Genomic DNA, 13,397 nt, shown 5'->3' on the forward strand with positions numbered 1-13,397 from the left:
GAATTTTCTTTGTTTTAAATTCGCTATATTCGTTGCTAAATAAGTTGAATTATTGATTTTTAATTAATGAAATTATTTAATTCAATCTATATAGATTAAAAGTGATAAGGGTATTAAGAAATTTTTAGGAATCAGGAATTATTGATCAGTAAAACAGACTGATTTCAGATTCTAAATTTGTGATATGAAATTACTCTGATATTTATCTTTAACACCATTTTTAAATTTGAGTTTAGATATAACAAAGGATTTGAATATAGAGCAAGGAGAATTATTCTCATTATAGAAGATATATTATAAGTATTTCAAGAAATTAGATTCTTAGATATCTATTTGATGGATATAATATAGTTGAGGAGGCGATAAGATGAAAATAGTAGTAATTGGTGGAGTTGCTGCAGGAACTAGTGCGGCAGCTAGGGCCAAACGGATTAATCCTGAAGCTGAGATTTTAATCTTTGAAAGGGATAGTGACATCTCTTATTCTGGTTGTGGACTCCCTTATTATATATCTAATATAGTTGAGAAAAGAGATGGTGTTATTATCTATACACCAGAGAGATTTGAAGCAAAAAAAGGAGCAGAGGTCAAGTCACAGCATTCTGTTGAAGATATATTGGTAGATAGTAAAGAGGTAATAGTTAGGGATATTTTAAGGGATGAAGTTAAGAGGGTAAGCTATGATAAGTTATTAATTGCTACTGGAGCAAGCCCGATTGTGCCTGAGATTAAAGGGATAGACTTAGATAATATCTTTCCTCTAAGAAATGTCCATAATGCTGATAGAATTATCGATCACATCCAAGTAAATAGGCCTAAAAAAGCAGTAGTTATTGGTGGTGGATATATTGGGTTGGAGTTGACTGAGAGTTTATTAGAGCATAATATCGAGGTCAGTGTAGTAGAGAAAGCTCAGCAACTTTTAACCAACTTAGATGCTGATATGGCAGAGATAGTAGCTGAGCATTTAGAGGATAAAGGTGTAGAGGTAATTTTAGGTGATGGAGTTATAGAGTTTCAAGGTGATAAGAGTGTAGAGCAAGTGATCACAGAATCAGGTCAAAAATTAGATTGTGATTTTGTAATTTTAGCTATTGGTGTTAGACCAAATACAGATTTAGCAAAAAGGTCAGGAATTGAACTTGGTGAAACTGGAGCAATCAAGGTTAATTCTAAGATGGAGACCAATATTGCTGATGTCTATGCAGCAGGAGATTGTGTCGAGAGTACTAATTTGATTACAGGGCAGTCTATATGGGTACCGTTAGGTTCTACTGCTAATAAGCATGGTAGGGTAGCAGGTAGTAATTTATGTGGAGTAGAAGATGAATTCAAAGGAATTTTGGCAACCTCAATTACTAAAGTTTGTGATTTAGCTGTTGGATGTACAGGGTTAACTGTTAGAGAGGCAGAAGAGAAGGGATATCAAGTGGTTAGCTCTCTAATTAAAGCAGGTAATCATGCTGGCTATTATCCTGGTTATACTAAGATTAATATCAAGCTAGTTGTAGAACAAGATAGTGGTAGAGTCTTAGGTGGGCAGATAGTTGGTAAAGATGGGGTAGATAAGAGAGTAGATGTCTTAGCTACAGCTATTCATAATGAAATGAAGGCAGCTGAGTTGATTGATCTTGATTTATCCTATGCACCACCTTTTTCTGTACCTAAAGATGGATTAATGATAGCAGGTTTAGTAACTGATAAAAAGAGAAAGTAAGAAGAAGTGGAGAAATTCTCCACTTCTTTTCTTCTTTATAGTCCTAACTCTTTTCTTTTCTTCTCAATATGATCTACATAGATTTGGACTGTCTTTTCAGCATCCATCTCTACTACTACCTTACCTAATCCAAGAGTCTCGGTAGTCTCAGTAAGAGTCTTAACTACTACATCACTACCTGTAATAGAAGGTACTGGAGCAACATGTACTAACCAACCAAGTGCAACAGCAGTACAAGCATCAGCAACGGCCTTCTGTTCAAGGTACTCTGGTGCACCAATAACTAATGGCAGTTTATTAGTATCTACCTCTAAGGTATCAGCAATCTCCTTGGCAGTTTGAGTCATCTTACCGATATCGACACAAGCACCATAACTCAATACAGGTGGAATACCTAACTGTTCACAGACAGCTTTTAATCCATCACCACATTCCTTAGCAGCTTTAGGATCAGTTAATCCTGTATATTCCATTACAGCAGAGGTACATCCACCAGACAGAACTAAGATATTATTCTCAATTAATCCTTTAGTAATCTTAAAGATATTACTTCCACCTTGACCATAGCGAGCAGTAGTACATCCTACAATAGTAGCAATACCTCTGATATTACCATTAGCAATCTGATCAATTAGTGGTTTAAAGTCTCCACCAAGAGCTTCTTTGACCGATTCTGTACTGAATCCAACGGTACAATCAGAAGTATGGGGTGGTATATAAGTTTCTTTATTAGATTGTTTACGTTCTTTAAAGGATTCAATCGCTTTTTCTAAGGCTTTTTCTGCTTGTTCTTTCATCTTCTCTGGAACAAAGTCTAGAGTTTCAGTTCCTTGTAGTTTAATTACAGGATGGGTACTTAATAGTTTGGTACCAAATTTTTTAGCAAAGAGTGGCATAGTTGGCACTGTACAGTTATAGTCGAACATAAACATATCGACTACTCCAGTGGCTAATAGATATTCTTGGCTCAACCATTCTCCTTCTTGACCACCATATCCTTTTTGATTATGAGTACCTTCATAGTTCATCAGCTGTTGTCCTTCACAGACATGACCAAGAATTTGGATACCTTCTGCACCAGCATCTTTGGCCTTTTGTTGCCACTGCTCACTAGAAGCAAGATCAATTGCAACATGAGAGAGTAAGGGCATATGACCATTTGTTACAATGTTAATCATATTCTCATCCAAAAGACCCATATTCTGTTTCTTCTTAGTTATCTCTTGAGTACCCATCAGGATTTCTTGGAGAATATCCAATAGGAATAACCCTTGATATTCATTGGCAACTCCTAAACGAACAGACCTCAATAAGAACTCAATTGGATCAGAGTTGAAGTTGGTCATACACTGAGTTTGAGAGTAAGCAACTTCACTATACCCACCACCTGGGAATAATCCAAGCTCTCTCCATAGCTTTTTGCGTTTAGCGGGAGCAAAGGCCTCTACAGCTTTAGATTCGATATGATATGGACTATGGATATCATCTATAACCCAATTAGCAAAATCTACGGCTATTTCTTCAATAGATTTACTGGAATCGAGTCCTGCCATTTCAGCATACTTTTTCAGCTTTTCAGGGTCACGAATCTTCAATCCGCTTTCAGGATGCTCACCAGCAGCTTTTAAGGTTCTAGCAGCTTGTTGGGCGTGGAAGATGTTGGCTGATGTACCGATAGTAACATGGCGATACATGAAGTTTCTAGCTACCATAGTATGTGCATCAACACCACAGGTTCCACGAGGGGCTTTAGGATGGATACGACAAGGACCATTAGCACACAATTGGCAAGAAAGTCCCTCTACACAGAACTTACATTGAATCGGTTGTTGTTCACTAAAACGGTCAAAGACATTTGTCATCTCTGCTTTATTGACCACTTGATACATCTCTCGCATCGCAGGGTCAATAATAACATTCATTGGATAACCATCTTTACCTTGGTCATCCTTTGCGATATGTTCTCTTTGCCATTTATGTACTTCCTCCATAGACGGGGACTTTTCAAAATTATTATAATCTACTTTTACATTATTGTGAATATCTCCATGGGTTTCAGGGTCATTATAGTCTTTATTTGATAATTGGGAACCAATAGTCTTATCAGCTTGGGATTTACCTTGCATTCTTTTAGCACTTCGTTCATAAGAATTCTTTACATCTTGATCTGACATTAAAAAACCTCCCTTTTTTTGAAAATTTGATTCAAATCACATACTGATAGTATTAATTAAAGTTATAATGAATATACAAAGAAAGAATTATTTTTGAAAAATCAAATTTTAGATAGATGATTATTTAAAGGAGGGATATTGATGAGCAGAAATAAAGTGGAGTTAAAAGAGTTATTGCTAAGATTGAATTCAGGAGAGAATATTGCAGAAGTAAAAGAAGAAGCTAGAGTATTATTAGAGAGAATTAGCCCTAAGGAGTTATCAGAAGCAGAGCAGGAGTTAATTAATGAAGGCTTGCCAGAGACAGAATTACGCCACTTATGTGAAGCACACATTGAAGCAATGGCAGAAGAGCTAACAGCATTAAAAGCAGAAGTAGAAGTTGGTCATCCTTTACAGATTTTAATTGCTGAGCATGATGAGATATTAAAGGTCTTAACTAGATTAGAAGAAGTAAATCGAGCAATTCAGAAGTTAGATAGTTATGATACTAATAACTCTATTTTTGATGAATTAAAGGAGATAGCCGACCTATTACTAGAGACAGAAAATCACCATAAGCGAGAGGAAGAAGCCTTATTTCCAGAGGTAGACCAGACAGGGGTTACAGGACCAACAAGAATTATGAAGATGGAGCATGAAGACCTTTGGCCTAGAAAAGAGAGGATTGACTATTTAGCTCAACATGTGGAAGAGATAGATTTTGATGATTTTAAGGAAGAGCTAAATCAGCAGGCAGAGTATTTGATTTTAACACTAAGGGATCATATCTTTAAAGAGAATCACATTCTATATCCAACAGCTAAAGAGGTAATTCCAGAGGATAGATGGAAAGAGATTAAAAGAAATAGTGATGAGATTGGTTATTGTTCCTTTACACCAATAAGAGTGGATAGGAAAAATTAGATCGGGAATTTTTCCATCACGAAGAGTTCGCAGAACTCGTAGGGAGAAATCTTTGAGCTAAAGTTAAGGATTGAAGAATATAGTTACAAATAAGATGTATAGTCAAAGAATTAAGATAGGAAAAATTAGATCGGGAATTTTTCCATCACGAAGAGTTCGCAGAACTCGTAGGGAGAAATCTTTGAGTTAAAGTTAAGAATTGAAGAATGTAGTTATAAATAAGGTGTATAGTCAAAGAATTAAGATAGGAAAAATTAGATCGGGAATTTTTCCCTTCGAGTTTAAAGTTAAACTCTCCGTGATTATAAAGTTTCTCAAAAACATGAAACTTTATTTCTCCTCACGAAGAGTTCGAAGAACTCGAAGGAAGAGATTTTGATAATGACTATTGTTTTACTGGTCACTCGTTACCTGTTACTCGTCACTGATTTTAAAGAAGGAGGAGATCAATATGGAAAAAGCGATTATTATTTATGGTTCAACTATGGGCAATACTGAGGAGTTGTCAGAGATATTAGAAGGTGTATTAGCAGATAAATACGAGGTTGAACGAATTAATGTACTTAAAGCAAAGGTAGATATGCTAAAAGAGTTTGACTTAATTCTGTTAGGTTCATCAACATGGGGCTCTGGCGAGCTACAGGAGGATTTTTATGATTTTTATGATGAATTAGATAAGGTTGATTTATCAGCTAAAAAGGGGGCAGCCTTTGGAACTGGAGATGAATCTTTTCCAGAATTCTGTGGAGCTGTAGATATATTAGAGGATAAGTTAGATAAATTAGGTGTAACAGTTTTAGTTGAAGGTTTTAAATGGGATGGTGATATAAGCTCTGAAGCTGAGAAGCAGATAGAAAATTGGGTAGAAGATTTATAGTAATAACCAATAAAGAGACACCTGAATTTAGTATAATTCTCTTATAGTAGACCCATTAAAAAAGTATCTCATAATGATAAAGGTATACAGTTATGTCAATTTAAAATAAAATTTAATGGGTATATTGTGGTACTTTTAAAATTAGCGTGAGTGGGTGTGTGAGTGTGAGTAAACCCCATAAAAAGAGACTTTACACACACTCACACTCACACTCGACACGAAGTGTCGTAATATCTCTATAACGTCATGGTTAAATTTTATTGATAAAGACTGGTTAGATTGAATTATCGCTTATAAAGTTGAGGCAAATAAAAAAATCTCTCTTTCTTCTCTTCTAATTCTAATAGTTTATTATCTAGACTTTGCCAGAAGGAAGAGTTATCTCTTCTTTGAAATTCCCCTAGGTTTTTACGGTAATAATCTAAATTGTTTATAAAATTATTTAAATCTCTCTTATTGGCCTCTCTAGACCAACTACCATAGCCCATTTTCTCAAGATTTAAAGCATTTAATAGCTGTTCAAAGTGTTTGGCTATTGGTATTGAGTAAATGGGTTTTTTTAAGTAAATAGCCTCTGAAATGAATGAAAATCCTCCATTAGCAATAATTGCTTTAGCACCTTTAAATAGTTCGATAAAGCCATCTCCATACTTACGAAAATGTAGATTTCTTGCTGTATATTCGTGGTCATATCCAAAGATATAAAACTCTTGTTTAGGATATTTTTTCAACAGATCCAAAAGGTATGGAGCTTTAGATGATAAATAGACTAAGATATGACCTTTATTGCTAGGGATTAATTCCAAAATTTCTTCTCTGATAATAGGATCAATTAGCTCAACATTCTTTTTGGTCTTCAACTTAATAAAGGATGGAACATAATAATAGTTGGCTGAAGGGGACCAAGTCTTAGTAATTAACTTTGCCATTAGAAAATGGAGTAGGTATTTAATTGGATATTTGAAATTTTTACATTGGGTGATTAAATTGATATTATCGATGGCAATTACAGGTATCCTTAAAAAATTTCCTAGGTAGAATCCAGTAGGTTCAAAATCACTGATAATTAAATCGGGATTAAACCTTGCTAATGCTTTAAGTTCTTTTTTAAAGACCATCTTTAGAATCTCTGGAGAACTTTCCAAGAAATTAACCAATGTTTTAATATAATTCATTTTATTGTTATTATAAGCTAAACTGCTTCCATTAATCTGCTCTACTTGATAGCCTAGATTAGTAAGTACTTTGTAAGCTTGATTATTAGCAATTAATCTAACTTGGTGACTTTGTTTTAGATGTCTAATCACAGGTAGACTTCTAAAGACATGACCACTTCCTTCTCCTTGAATATAATAAGCAATTCTCATAAGAAGTTGTCGCTCCTTTATTCTTATTAATTAATAGTAACAAGTAGCCAAAGATTATAAGAGGGATATTATTTGCTACTTGTTACTATTTCAATCTTTTTATATAAGTGTTAATATTTATGTAACACTATTTTATATTATAGCAGAGTAAAATGAAGGTTTTATTAACTACAGATTAAATTTTGTTAAACTTCTTTTTAATGAGGATGTCAAACTTTGAAATTTTCAATTAACTCCTTTAAATCCTGAGACATATTAGCCAGTTGTTGTGATGATTGAGCAATTCCTTCTGATACATTTCCCATCTCTAGAGAAGAGTTTGATAGTTCATCACTAGTATTAGCTAGATTCTGTGATGATACAGAGACTTCATTAATATGCTCTACAGTTCTGTTGCCACTTTCTTTGATCTCTGTAAATAAGTTTTCAGTCTCTATTAAGACTTCTTCTACAGAATTTAAACCTAATTTAGCTTGACTCTGTATAGAAGTAATTAAATCTTTAATATTTTTGGTAGAGTTACCTGTCTGTTCGGCAAGACTGCGAATTTCATCTGCTACTACGGCAAAGCCTCTCCCGTTTTCTCCTGCTCTAGCAGCTTCAATAGCAGCATTGAGAGCTAGTAAGTTGATCTGTTCTGCTATATCTGTAATCAACTCTACTACATTGCCGATTTGATTAGAGCTTTTATTTAAATCCTTTATAATCTCTACTGTATTCTCCATATTATCTTTGACATTTAGACTAGTATCTTCACTATTAGTAACACCAGCTTGAGTCAAACTTGCTGTCTCTTGGCTACTTGCTGATATCTGTTCTATATCTGCTACAATTTCAGTGATTCTATCACTAGTACTGTTAACAATAGCATTTCCTTCTTCAGCCGAAGCAGCCAACTCTTGACTATATGCAGATAAATCATCTACAGTATTCTTTACCTGTACTATTATTTTTTTTAATCTATCTTTCATTATATTTAATGAATCAGTCAAAGTAGCAATTTGGTCTTTGCCTTTAACCTTCAGATCTTCTATGTCTAACTTCCCCTCTGCAACCTCTATAGCAAAATTACTAGCAGATGAAATAGGGTTGACAATATAATTTGATAAAAGATAAGCAAATATAATAGCAATTACTAAAGAAATAGCTATTATATTCCTTGTGTTGACAAGTTTATTACTTATCTTTGAGTGGATAACTTTATCATCAATTGTCAAACCAACTCCCCATCTGACTTTTGAAATAGGGGTATAACTAGATAGTTTATGTTTGCCGTCATAGGTATATTCCATTGTACCCTCTTTTCCTTGCATAACTTCTTTAACTGGTGGTAAGTGTGAAGCATCATACATTTCTTCCATTAAGTTTTCTTCAATAGCAGGGTGGTAAATACTCTTGCCATCTTCTGATACAATATAAATATAGCCATCTCCTCGAAAATTTACTTGAGAAGCAAAGCTTTTTAGGAAGGATAAGTCAAGAGAGGCAGCAATAACCCCAACTACTTGCCCTTTATCTTTTATAGGAATTGCTAGGATAACAATGGGAACATTACGACTGCGAGAATATATAACATTAGAATAATAGATTTCACCTTGGATTGCTCTTTGATAGTATTCTCTATCACTTCTGTTACCTAATTCGCCAATTGCTTTATAAATTTGTTTACCATTTTGGTCTAATACAGATATATTAGGAATTGCTTTATATTTCTTTATAATCCCTTTTAATAAGCTATCCATCTCAGTATTAGGCTCTAACTTCTTGATAGCATTGTTTTCAGCTATCATCTTCATCATATTTTCTGTATCGCTAAGAGTAATCTCTAACTGCTTTTTTATGCTGGTGAGTAATTGCTCTTGTTCAAGAGTCATAGATTGGTGGATGCTATTTATTTCCTCCTTAATATTGATATAATTGGTAATTAGTAAGGGTAATAGCATTACTATAATAATTATCAAATTTAACTTTAATCTTAAACTTCTTTGTAAGAACATCTGACTTCCTCCTTATAGTATATAATATTTATAGCTTGTACCTGTCTTGAAGATAGTTTAGATTTTGTTCTAATCTTACCATATATTTTATCGTAGTAAAGTTAAGGTTTAGTTAACTAAAGATTAACTTTAATTCAAAATTGGTTCAACAACAGGTTTGGTGATTAACAATAGTTATAGTTCAAAATGTAACCTTAGGAATCTGGAATCAGGAATCTGGAGTCAGGAACCAGTTATCAGTGAAACAGACTGATTCCAGATTCCTGATAACCGACTTCTTATATTTTATTATTAGTTATCAATCTGATTTTTCACAAAAGTCATGGAAGAGCCTCGAAATTTTACTTTTAAATCTAATTAATAATGGTGAACAAGTGATGAGTGATGGATAAAAGTCAACAGCATAAAATTATTATAATTTTCAGCTTAGGAAATAATTAGAGTAATTTTTGAATTTATCCTAACAAAGTTGTATAATAAATATTAATGATATTATTTCTATTATAATATTATTAATTAAAGGTGTTAAATTCCTAGGGTAATTGTTAATAATAAGAGTTAATATAAATTAGTGATTTGGCACTAGAATCAAATAACTTAGAGGTGATAAGGAAAATGATTATTAGAAAGTCAGAACGTGAAATAGAGATTATGAGAAAAGCAGGGAGCATAGTAGCCCAGACCCATGCTCTCTTAGCTGAAAAGGTTGCTCCAGGGATTACTACTGGTGAATTAGATAAAATAGCAGAAGAATTTATCTTAAGTAAAGGAGGAAAGCCTGCTTTTAAAGGATATCAGGGTTTTCCTAGTACCTTATGTGTAGCAGTGAATGAAGAGGTAGTTCATGGTTTCCCAGGTAAGAGGGTTTTAGAAGAAGGGGATATTATTGGGATGGATTTAGGAGTCTTAATCGACGGTTTTTATGGTGACTCAGCTTATACTTTAGCTGTTGGAGAAGTCTCTGACCAGGCTCAAAATCTATTAAAGGTTACTAAGGAGTCATTATATAAGGGGATTGAGCAAGCTATGGAAGGAAATAGGCTCTCAGATATCTCCCATGCTGTTCAGGAGTACGTTGAAGCCAAGGATTATTCAGTGGTAAGGAGATTTGTAGGTCATGGTGTAGGACGAAATTTACATGAAGATCCTCAAATACCCAACTTTGGACCAGCAGGTAGAGGGCCAAGGTTGAAAGAAGGGATGGTCTTAGCTATTGAGCCGATGATTAATGTAGGAACCCATAGAGTTAAGATATTAGATGATGGTTGGACAGTAATTACTGCAGATAAGGAGTTATCTGCACATTTTGAACATACTGTTGCTATAACTAAGGATGGACCAAAAATTTTGACATTACCATAAATATTATAGATTATATAAAAAGGGTTTAGAGGTGATCACTTCTAAACCCTTTTTGATTGCTTTAATAATCGAGGTAGTGTTAGTAGAGATATTTATACAATATATAGATAATATGACACTTTTAGGAACCTGGAATCAGTAGTCAGGAATCAGTTATAAACACTGGTTCCAGATTCCTGATTCCTGACACAAAAATGTCGCAATATACTTATTAGCCTCCATTAGTAATATCAAAATTAATTAAACCATGAATAATTAAAAAATGAGTATATTTTAAAGCTTAAAGTGTAATTATATAAGTGAGATTACATAGATAAGATTTCACAAGGGGGTAGACTAAGATGGCATTTCATGAAAAGAACTTACCAGAAGAGGTTAAAGACTTTCATAGAATGATTCAAACAGTAATTGAAGAGCTAGAAGCAATCGATTGGTATCATCAAAGAGCTGCAGCAACAAATAACCCACAGATTAGAGCTATAGTAGAACATAATCGTGATGAAGAGATAGAGCATGCTGCTATGGCTTTAGAATGGTTGCGCCGTAATTACTCTAACTTTGACCAATATTTCCAAGAGTTTTTATTCAGTGATGGGCCTATTACCCATGCAGATGATGAACACCACCATGGGCATGGTCATGGACCTGTAGACAGTCCTAAAGTCAGTATTAGCAGTGACGATTCCTTAGGAATCAAAGGATTAAATAAAAGGGGGTAGAATGATGAGTAACTTAAGAAAAAATTTAGCTCCAATCCCTCCTGAAGTTTGGGGATTTATAGAAGCAGAAGCTAAAGCGGTATTGAATATGAAACTAAATGGTCGTAAGTCAGTAGATTTTATTGGACCAAAAGGAATAGATTTTGCTGCTGTTAATACAGGAAGAAGAATCTTATTTGATGATTCACAATTAGAGGGGATTAAGTATTTCAAAAGGCATACACTACCTTTAGTAGAAGTTGAAATTCCTTTTAAAATGAGTTTAGAGGAGATAGAGGCATTATCACGTGGTGCTGAAGATATAGATACTGACTCTTTAGTCGAAGCAGCAGAGAAATTAGCTAGGGCAGAGGATGAAGCGATCTTTTATGGAATGGATGAAGCGAGTATAGAAGGTTTAATAGACGCATCTTCCCAAGAGATAATTAATATTAATAAAGAAGAGGGAATAGTTTCAGCAGTTGCTAATGGAGTTAAGAACTTGGTAATGGAGAATATAGAAGGCCCATATATCCTCTTGCTAGCTCCTCCATTATATTCAATACTATACACTTTAAATGAGATAGATGACAAGGGGTATCCTACTAAAAAGAGATTAGAAGAGTTAGTTGAAGGAAGAGTTATTCCAGCACCAGTACTTGGTGATAAGGGATTATTACTATCTACTCGTGGAAAAGACTTTGAATTAATAGTTGGTCAGGATATCTCTATTGGTTATAATTCCCATAATAATGATGATATAGAGTTCTTCTTTATGGAGTCCTTTACTTTTAGAGTTAATACACCTGAAGCTATAGTTGTATTACAATAATAGTTAATTTTGAATTCAGGTGGTTTAGCACTTGAATTCAAAATTTTCTTCTTGACAAAAAATATAAACTTTAGTAAAATTAATTTTATAATTGATACTTTTCTTCGGGCTGTGGCGCAGTTTGGTAGCGCACTACGCTGGGGGTGTAGGGGTCGTTGGTTCAAATCCAATCAGCCCGACCATTTAAAAATACTATAGTAGCAAGGGGTGAGAGTAGTTTTGATAAACTGCTCTTTTTTAAATTTTTGACTATTTGCCGATATTTTTATACTTTAATTATCATATGATCCCCACACTTTAATTCTACTACATCAGCTTTCATAGCTTTGGCTATATCTTTAGTTAGTTCTTGTTGTTCTGCTATATCTTTAGCAAATAAATTTAAAGTTCCTCCAGCTAATATCCTCTCTTTATTAGTAGTGATATAGGCTAAGATTTGATAATCTGCTTGTATACTGGCTTCTCTACCCATCTTTTATCTCCTCCCCAACAAGTTAGTATCCATTACTTTATGGCTTTTTTTAACATTTTCTAATAAAGGAGTCTGTTTAATAGCTTCGATTAAAGCATCGGTGTCTGAAATAATAGGAACTAAGGAGATGATTACTCTTCCTTGTTGATACTCTTTTCTAGTGAAATGGTAGCGTTTTACTCCTAAAGCACGAGTAGCTTCAAAAAGTATAGCTTGGCGTTGACCAAAGTTATCTAGAGTAATTCTAAAGTGATCTTCTTTAGGATAGATAACTGCTGCTATTCCTTCTTTCTGATACATCTTACGGGCATTTTCAGTACCTAGAATATTAGAGACATAAATATCATCTACATATAGTTCTGAACCCCTTACTTCTACTTTTCCTTTTTTAACCTCTGCTATATCTCCTACAGTCTTTCCTTTAGAGAACCTATTTAAGATAAAGGTAATTATAACGCCTGTAATAATAGCACTTAGAATATTAATTAAGACCAATTTATGATTAATCAGCTGAATAGTTAAGGCTGATATAAAGGAAATAATTAGGGCAAAGTAATTTCTGGCTTCAAAGGTCTTGGCTATTCCATCGATATAGGCTGAACCACGATAGGTATATTCAGTCTTTTCTAAATCCTGAAGGCTATTTCGTACCATCTTTCTAATATCACGAAATTGTTGAATTGCTAAAGATAAGAAGGTGACTGCTACAAAATTTTTAGTTAATAAGGCTGGAATAGCTACTGCTCCTAAAGCAGAAGCTATAAAGGCTGTAATAATATGAATCATGTATTCATTGGGATAGCTAGGATATTGGCGGTAATCCTCTTTAAGTACACTTATGCGGGCTAAAGTTCCAATGATTGTTGAGGTAGTAATTAAGATTAGGTAATGTCGTGAAAGCAGTTCCTGCATGTAAAGCCTCCTAAAAACAATTATTACTTTATTATTCTCGATTATTTGTTGATATATACAGGAACTGTCTCTTATACACATCT

11 protein-coding genes and 1 tRNA gene are annotated in these 13,397 nt (G+C 34.0%); 7 read left to right on the forward strand and 5 right to left on the reverse strand.

What is annotated here, in order from left to right; genetic code table 11:
• Window positions 1-367 precede the first annotated feature (367 nt).
• Window positions 368-1,717 carry an FAD-dependent oxidoreductase gene (locus tag ACTCDL_RS09030; RefSeq protein WP_463175943.1) on the forward strand — a complete coding sequence of 450 codons (1,350 nt, stop codon included), beginning with the start codon at window positions 368-370 and terminating at the stop codon, window positions 1,715-1,717.
• 35 nt (window positions 1,718-1,752) lie between these two features.
• Here ACTCDL_RS09030 and cooS read toward each other — a convergent pair whose 3' ends face one another.
• A complete protein-coding gene (gene cooS / locus ACTCDL_RS09035) occupies window positions 1,753-3,891 on the reverse strand; it encodes an anaerobic carbon-monoxide dehydrogenase catalytic subunit (RefSeq protein ID WP_463175944.1) in 2,139 nt (712 codons plus the stop codon).
• A gap of 141 nt (window positions 3,892-4,032) precedes the next feature.
• On the opposite strand from cooS, the gene ACTCDL_RS09040 reads away from it, so the two are divergent.
• Entirely contained in the window at window positions 4,033-4,797 is a 765-nt protein-coding gene (locus tag ACTCDL_RS09040) for a DUF438 domain-containing protein (RefSeq protein WP_463175946.1), read from the forward strand.
• A 451-nt stretch (window positions 4,798-5,248) separates the two neighbouring features.
• Window positions 5,249-5,674, forward strand: a complete 426-nt coding sequence (locus ACTCDL_RS09045; RefSeq protein WP_463175947.1) for a flavodoxin domain-containing protein — start codon at window positions 5,249-5,251, stop codon at window positions 5,672-5,674.
• Window positions 5,675-5,958: 284 nt separating this feature from the next.
• Here ACTCDL_RS09045 and ACTCDL_RS09050 read toward each other — a convergent pair whose 3' ends face one another.
• The gene (locus ACTCDL_RS09050; RefSeq protein WP_463175950.1) at window positions 5,959-7,041 is read right to left on the reverse strand and encodes an MJ1255/VC2487 family glycosyltransferase; all 1,083 of its coding nucleotides are present in this window, start codon (window positions 7,039-7,041) and stop codon (window positions 5,959-5,961) included.
• A gap of 209 nt (window positions 7,042-7,250) precedes the next feature.
• Entirely contained in the window at window positions 7,251-9,038 is a 1,788-nt protein-coding gene (locus ACTCDL_RS09055) for a methyl-accepting chemotaxis protein (RefSeq protein WP_463175952.1), read from the reverse strand.
• Window positions 9,039-9,653: 615 nt separating this feature from the next.
• Between ACTCDL_RS09055 and map the strand changes: the two genes are divergently transcribed.
• The 4 genes from map (at window position 9,654) to ACTCDL_RS09075 (ending at window position 12,112) form a co-directional block, all read left to right on the forward strand.
• Window positions 9,654-10,400 (forward strand): type I methionyl aminopeptidase, encoded by a 747-nt coding sequence (map, locus tag ACTCDL_RS09060; RefSeq protein ID WP_463175953.1) that lies wholly within the window; start codon window positions 9,654-9,656, stop codon window positions 10,398-10,400.
• Window positions 10,401-10,741: 341 nt separating this feature from the next.
• Complete coding sequence (locus tag ACTCDL_RS09065) at window positions 10,742-11,119, forward strand: encapsulin-associated ferritin-like protein (protein ID WP_463175954.1); 378 nt, start codon at window positions 10,742-10,744, stop codon at window positions 11,117-11,119.
• A 4-nt stretch (window positions 11,120-11,123) separates the two neighbouring features.
• On the forward strand, window positions 11,124-11,930 hold the full coding sequence (locus ACTCDL_RS09070) for a family 1 encapsulin nanocompartment shell protein (protein ID WP_463175956.1): 807 nt from the start codon (window positions 11,124-11,126) through the stop codon (window positions 11,928-11,930).
• A 105-nt stretch (window positions 11,931-12,035) separates the two neighbouring features.
• Window positions 12,036-12,112 (forward strand) — tRNA-Pro (locus ACTCDL_RS09075).
• 83 nt (window positions 12,113-12,195) lie between these two features.
• Here the strand turns inward: ACTCDL_RS09075 and ACTCDL_RS09080 are convergent.
• Complete coding sequence (locus ACTCDL_RS09080; protein ID WP_463175957.1) at window positions 12,196-12,402, reverse strand: capping complex subunit for YIEGIA; 207 nt, start codon at window positions 12,400-12,402, stop codon at window positions 12,196-12,198.
• A 3-nt stretch (window positions 12,403-12,405) separates the two neighbouring features.
• Window positions 12,406-13,314, reverse strand: coding sequence for a YIEGIA family protein (locus tag ACTCDL_RS09085; RefSeq protein WP_463175959.1), 909 nt, complete (start codon window positions 13,312-13,314; stop codon window positions 12,406-12,408).
• Window positions 13,315-13,397 lie beyond the last annotated feature (83 nt).

The organism is Orenia sp., assembly GCF_055140805.1.

Excerpts from the sequence above, each read along its gene's own strand:
- ACTCDL_RS09030 (WP_463175943.1), top strand. The coding sequence starts at position 368 with ATGAAAATAGTAGTAATTGGTGGAGTTGCTGCAGGAACTAGTGCGGCA.
- cooS (WP_463175944.1), bottom strand. The coding sequence starts at position 3,891 with ATGTCAGATCAAGATGTAAAGAATTCTTATGAACGAAGTGCTAAAAGA.
- ACTCDL_RS09040 (WP_463175946.1), top strand. The coding sequence starts at position 4,033 with ATGAGCAGAAATAAAGTGGAGTTAAAAGAGTTATTGCTAAGATTGAAT.
- ACTCDL_RS09045 (WP_463175947.1), top strand. The coding sequence starts at position 5,249 with ATGGAAAAAGCGATTATTATTTATGGTTCAACTATGGGCAATACTGAG.
- ACTCDL_RS09050 (WP_463175950.1), bottom strand. The coding sequence starts at position 7,041 with ATGAGAATTGCTTATTATATTCAAGGAGAAGGAAGTGGTCATGTCTTT.
- ACTCDL_RS09055 (WP_463175952.1), bottom strand. The coding sequence starts at position 9,038 with ATGTTCTTACAAAGAAGTTTAAGATTAAAGTTAAATTTGATAATTATT.
- map (WP_463175953.1), top strand. The coding sequence starts at position 9,654 with ATGATTATTAGAAAGTCAGAACGTGAAATAGAGATTATGAGAAAAGCA.
- ACTCDL_RS09065 (WP_463175954.1), top strand. The coding sequence starts at position 10,742 with ATGGCATTTCATGAAAAGAACTTACCAGAAGAGGTTAAAGACTTTCAT.
- ACTCDL_RS09070 (WP_463175956.1), top strand. The coding sequence starts at position 11,124 with ATGAGTAACTTAAGAAAAAATTTAGCTCCAATCCCTCCTGAAGTTTGG.
- ACTCDL_RS09080 (WP_463175957.1), bottom strand. The coding sequence starts at position 12,402 with ATGGGTAGAGAAGCCAGTATACAAGCAGATTATCAAATCTTAGCCTAT.
- ACTCDL_RS09085 (WP_463175959.1), bottom strand. The coding sequence starts at position 13,314 with ATGCAGGAACTGCTTTCACGACATTACCTAATCTTAATTACTACCTCA.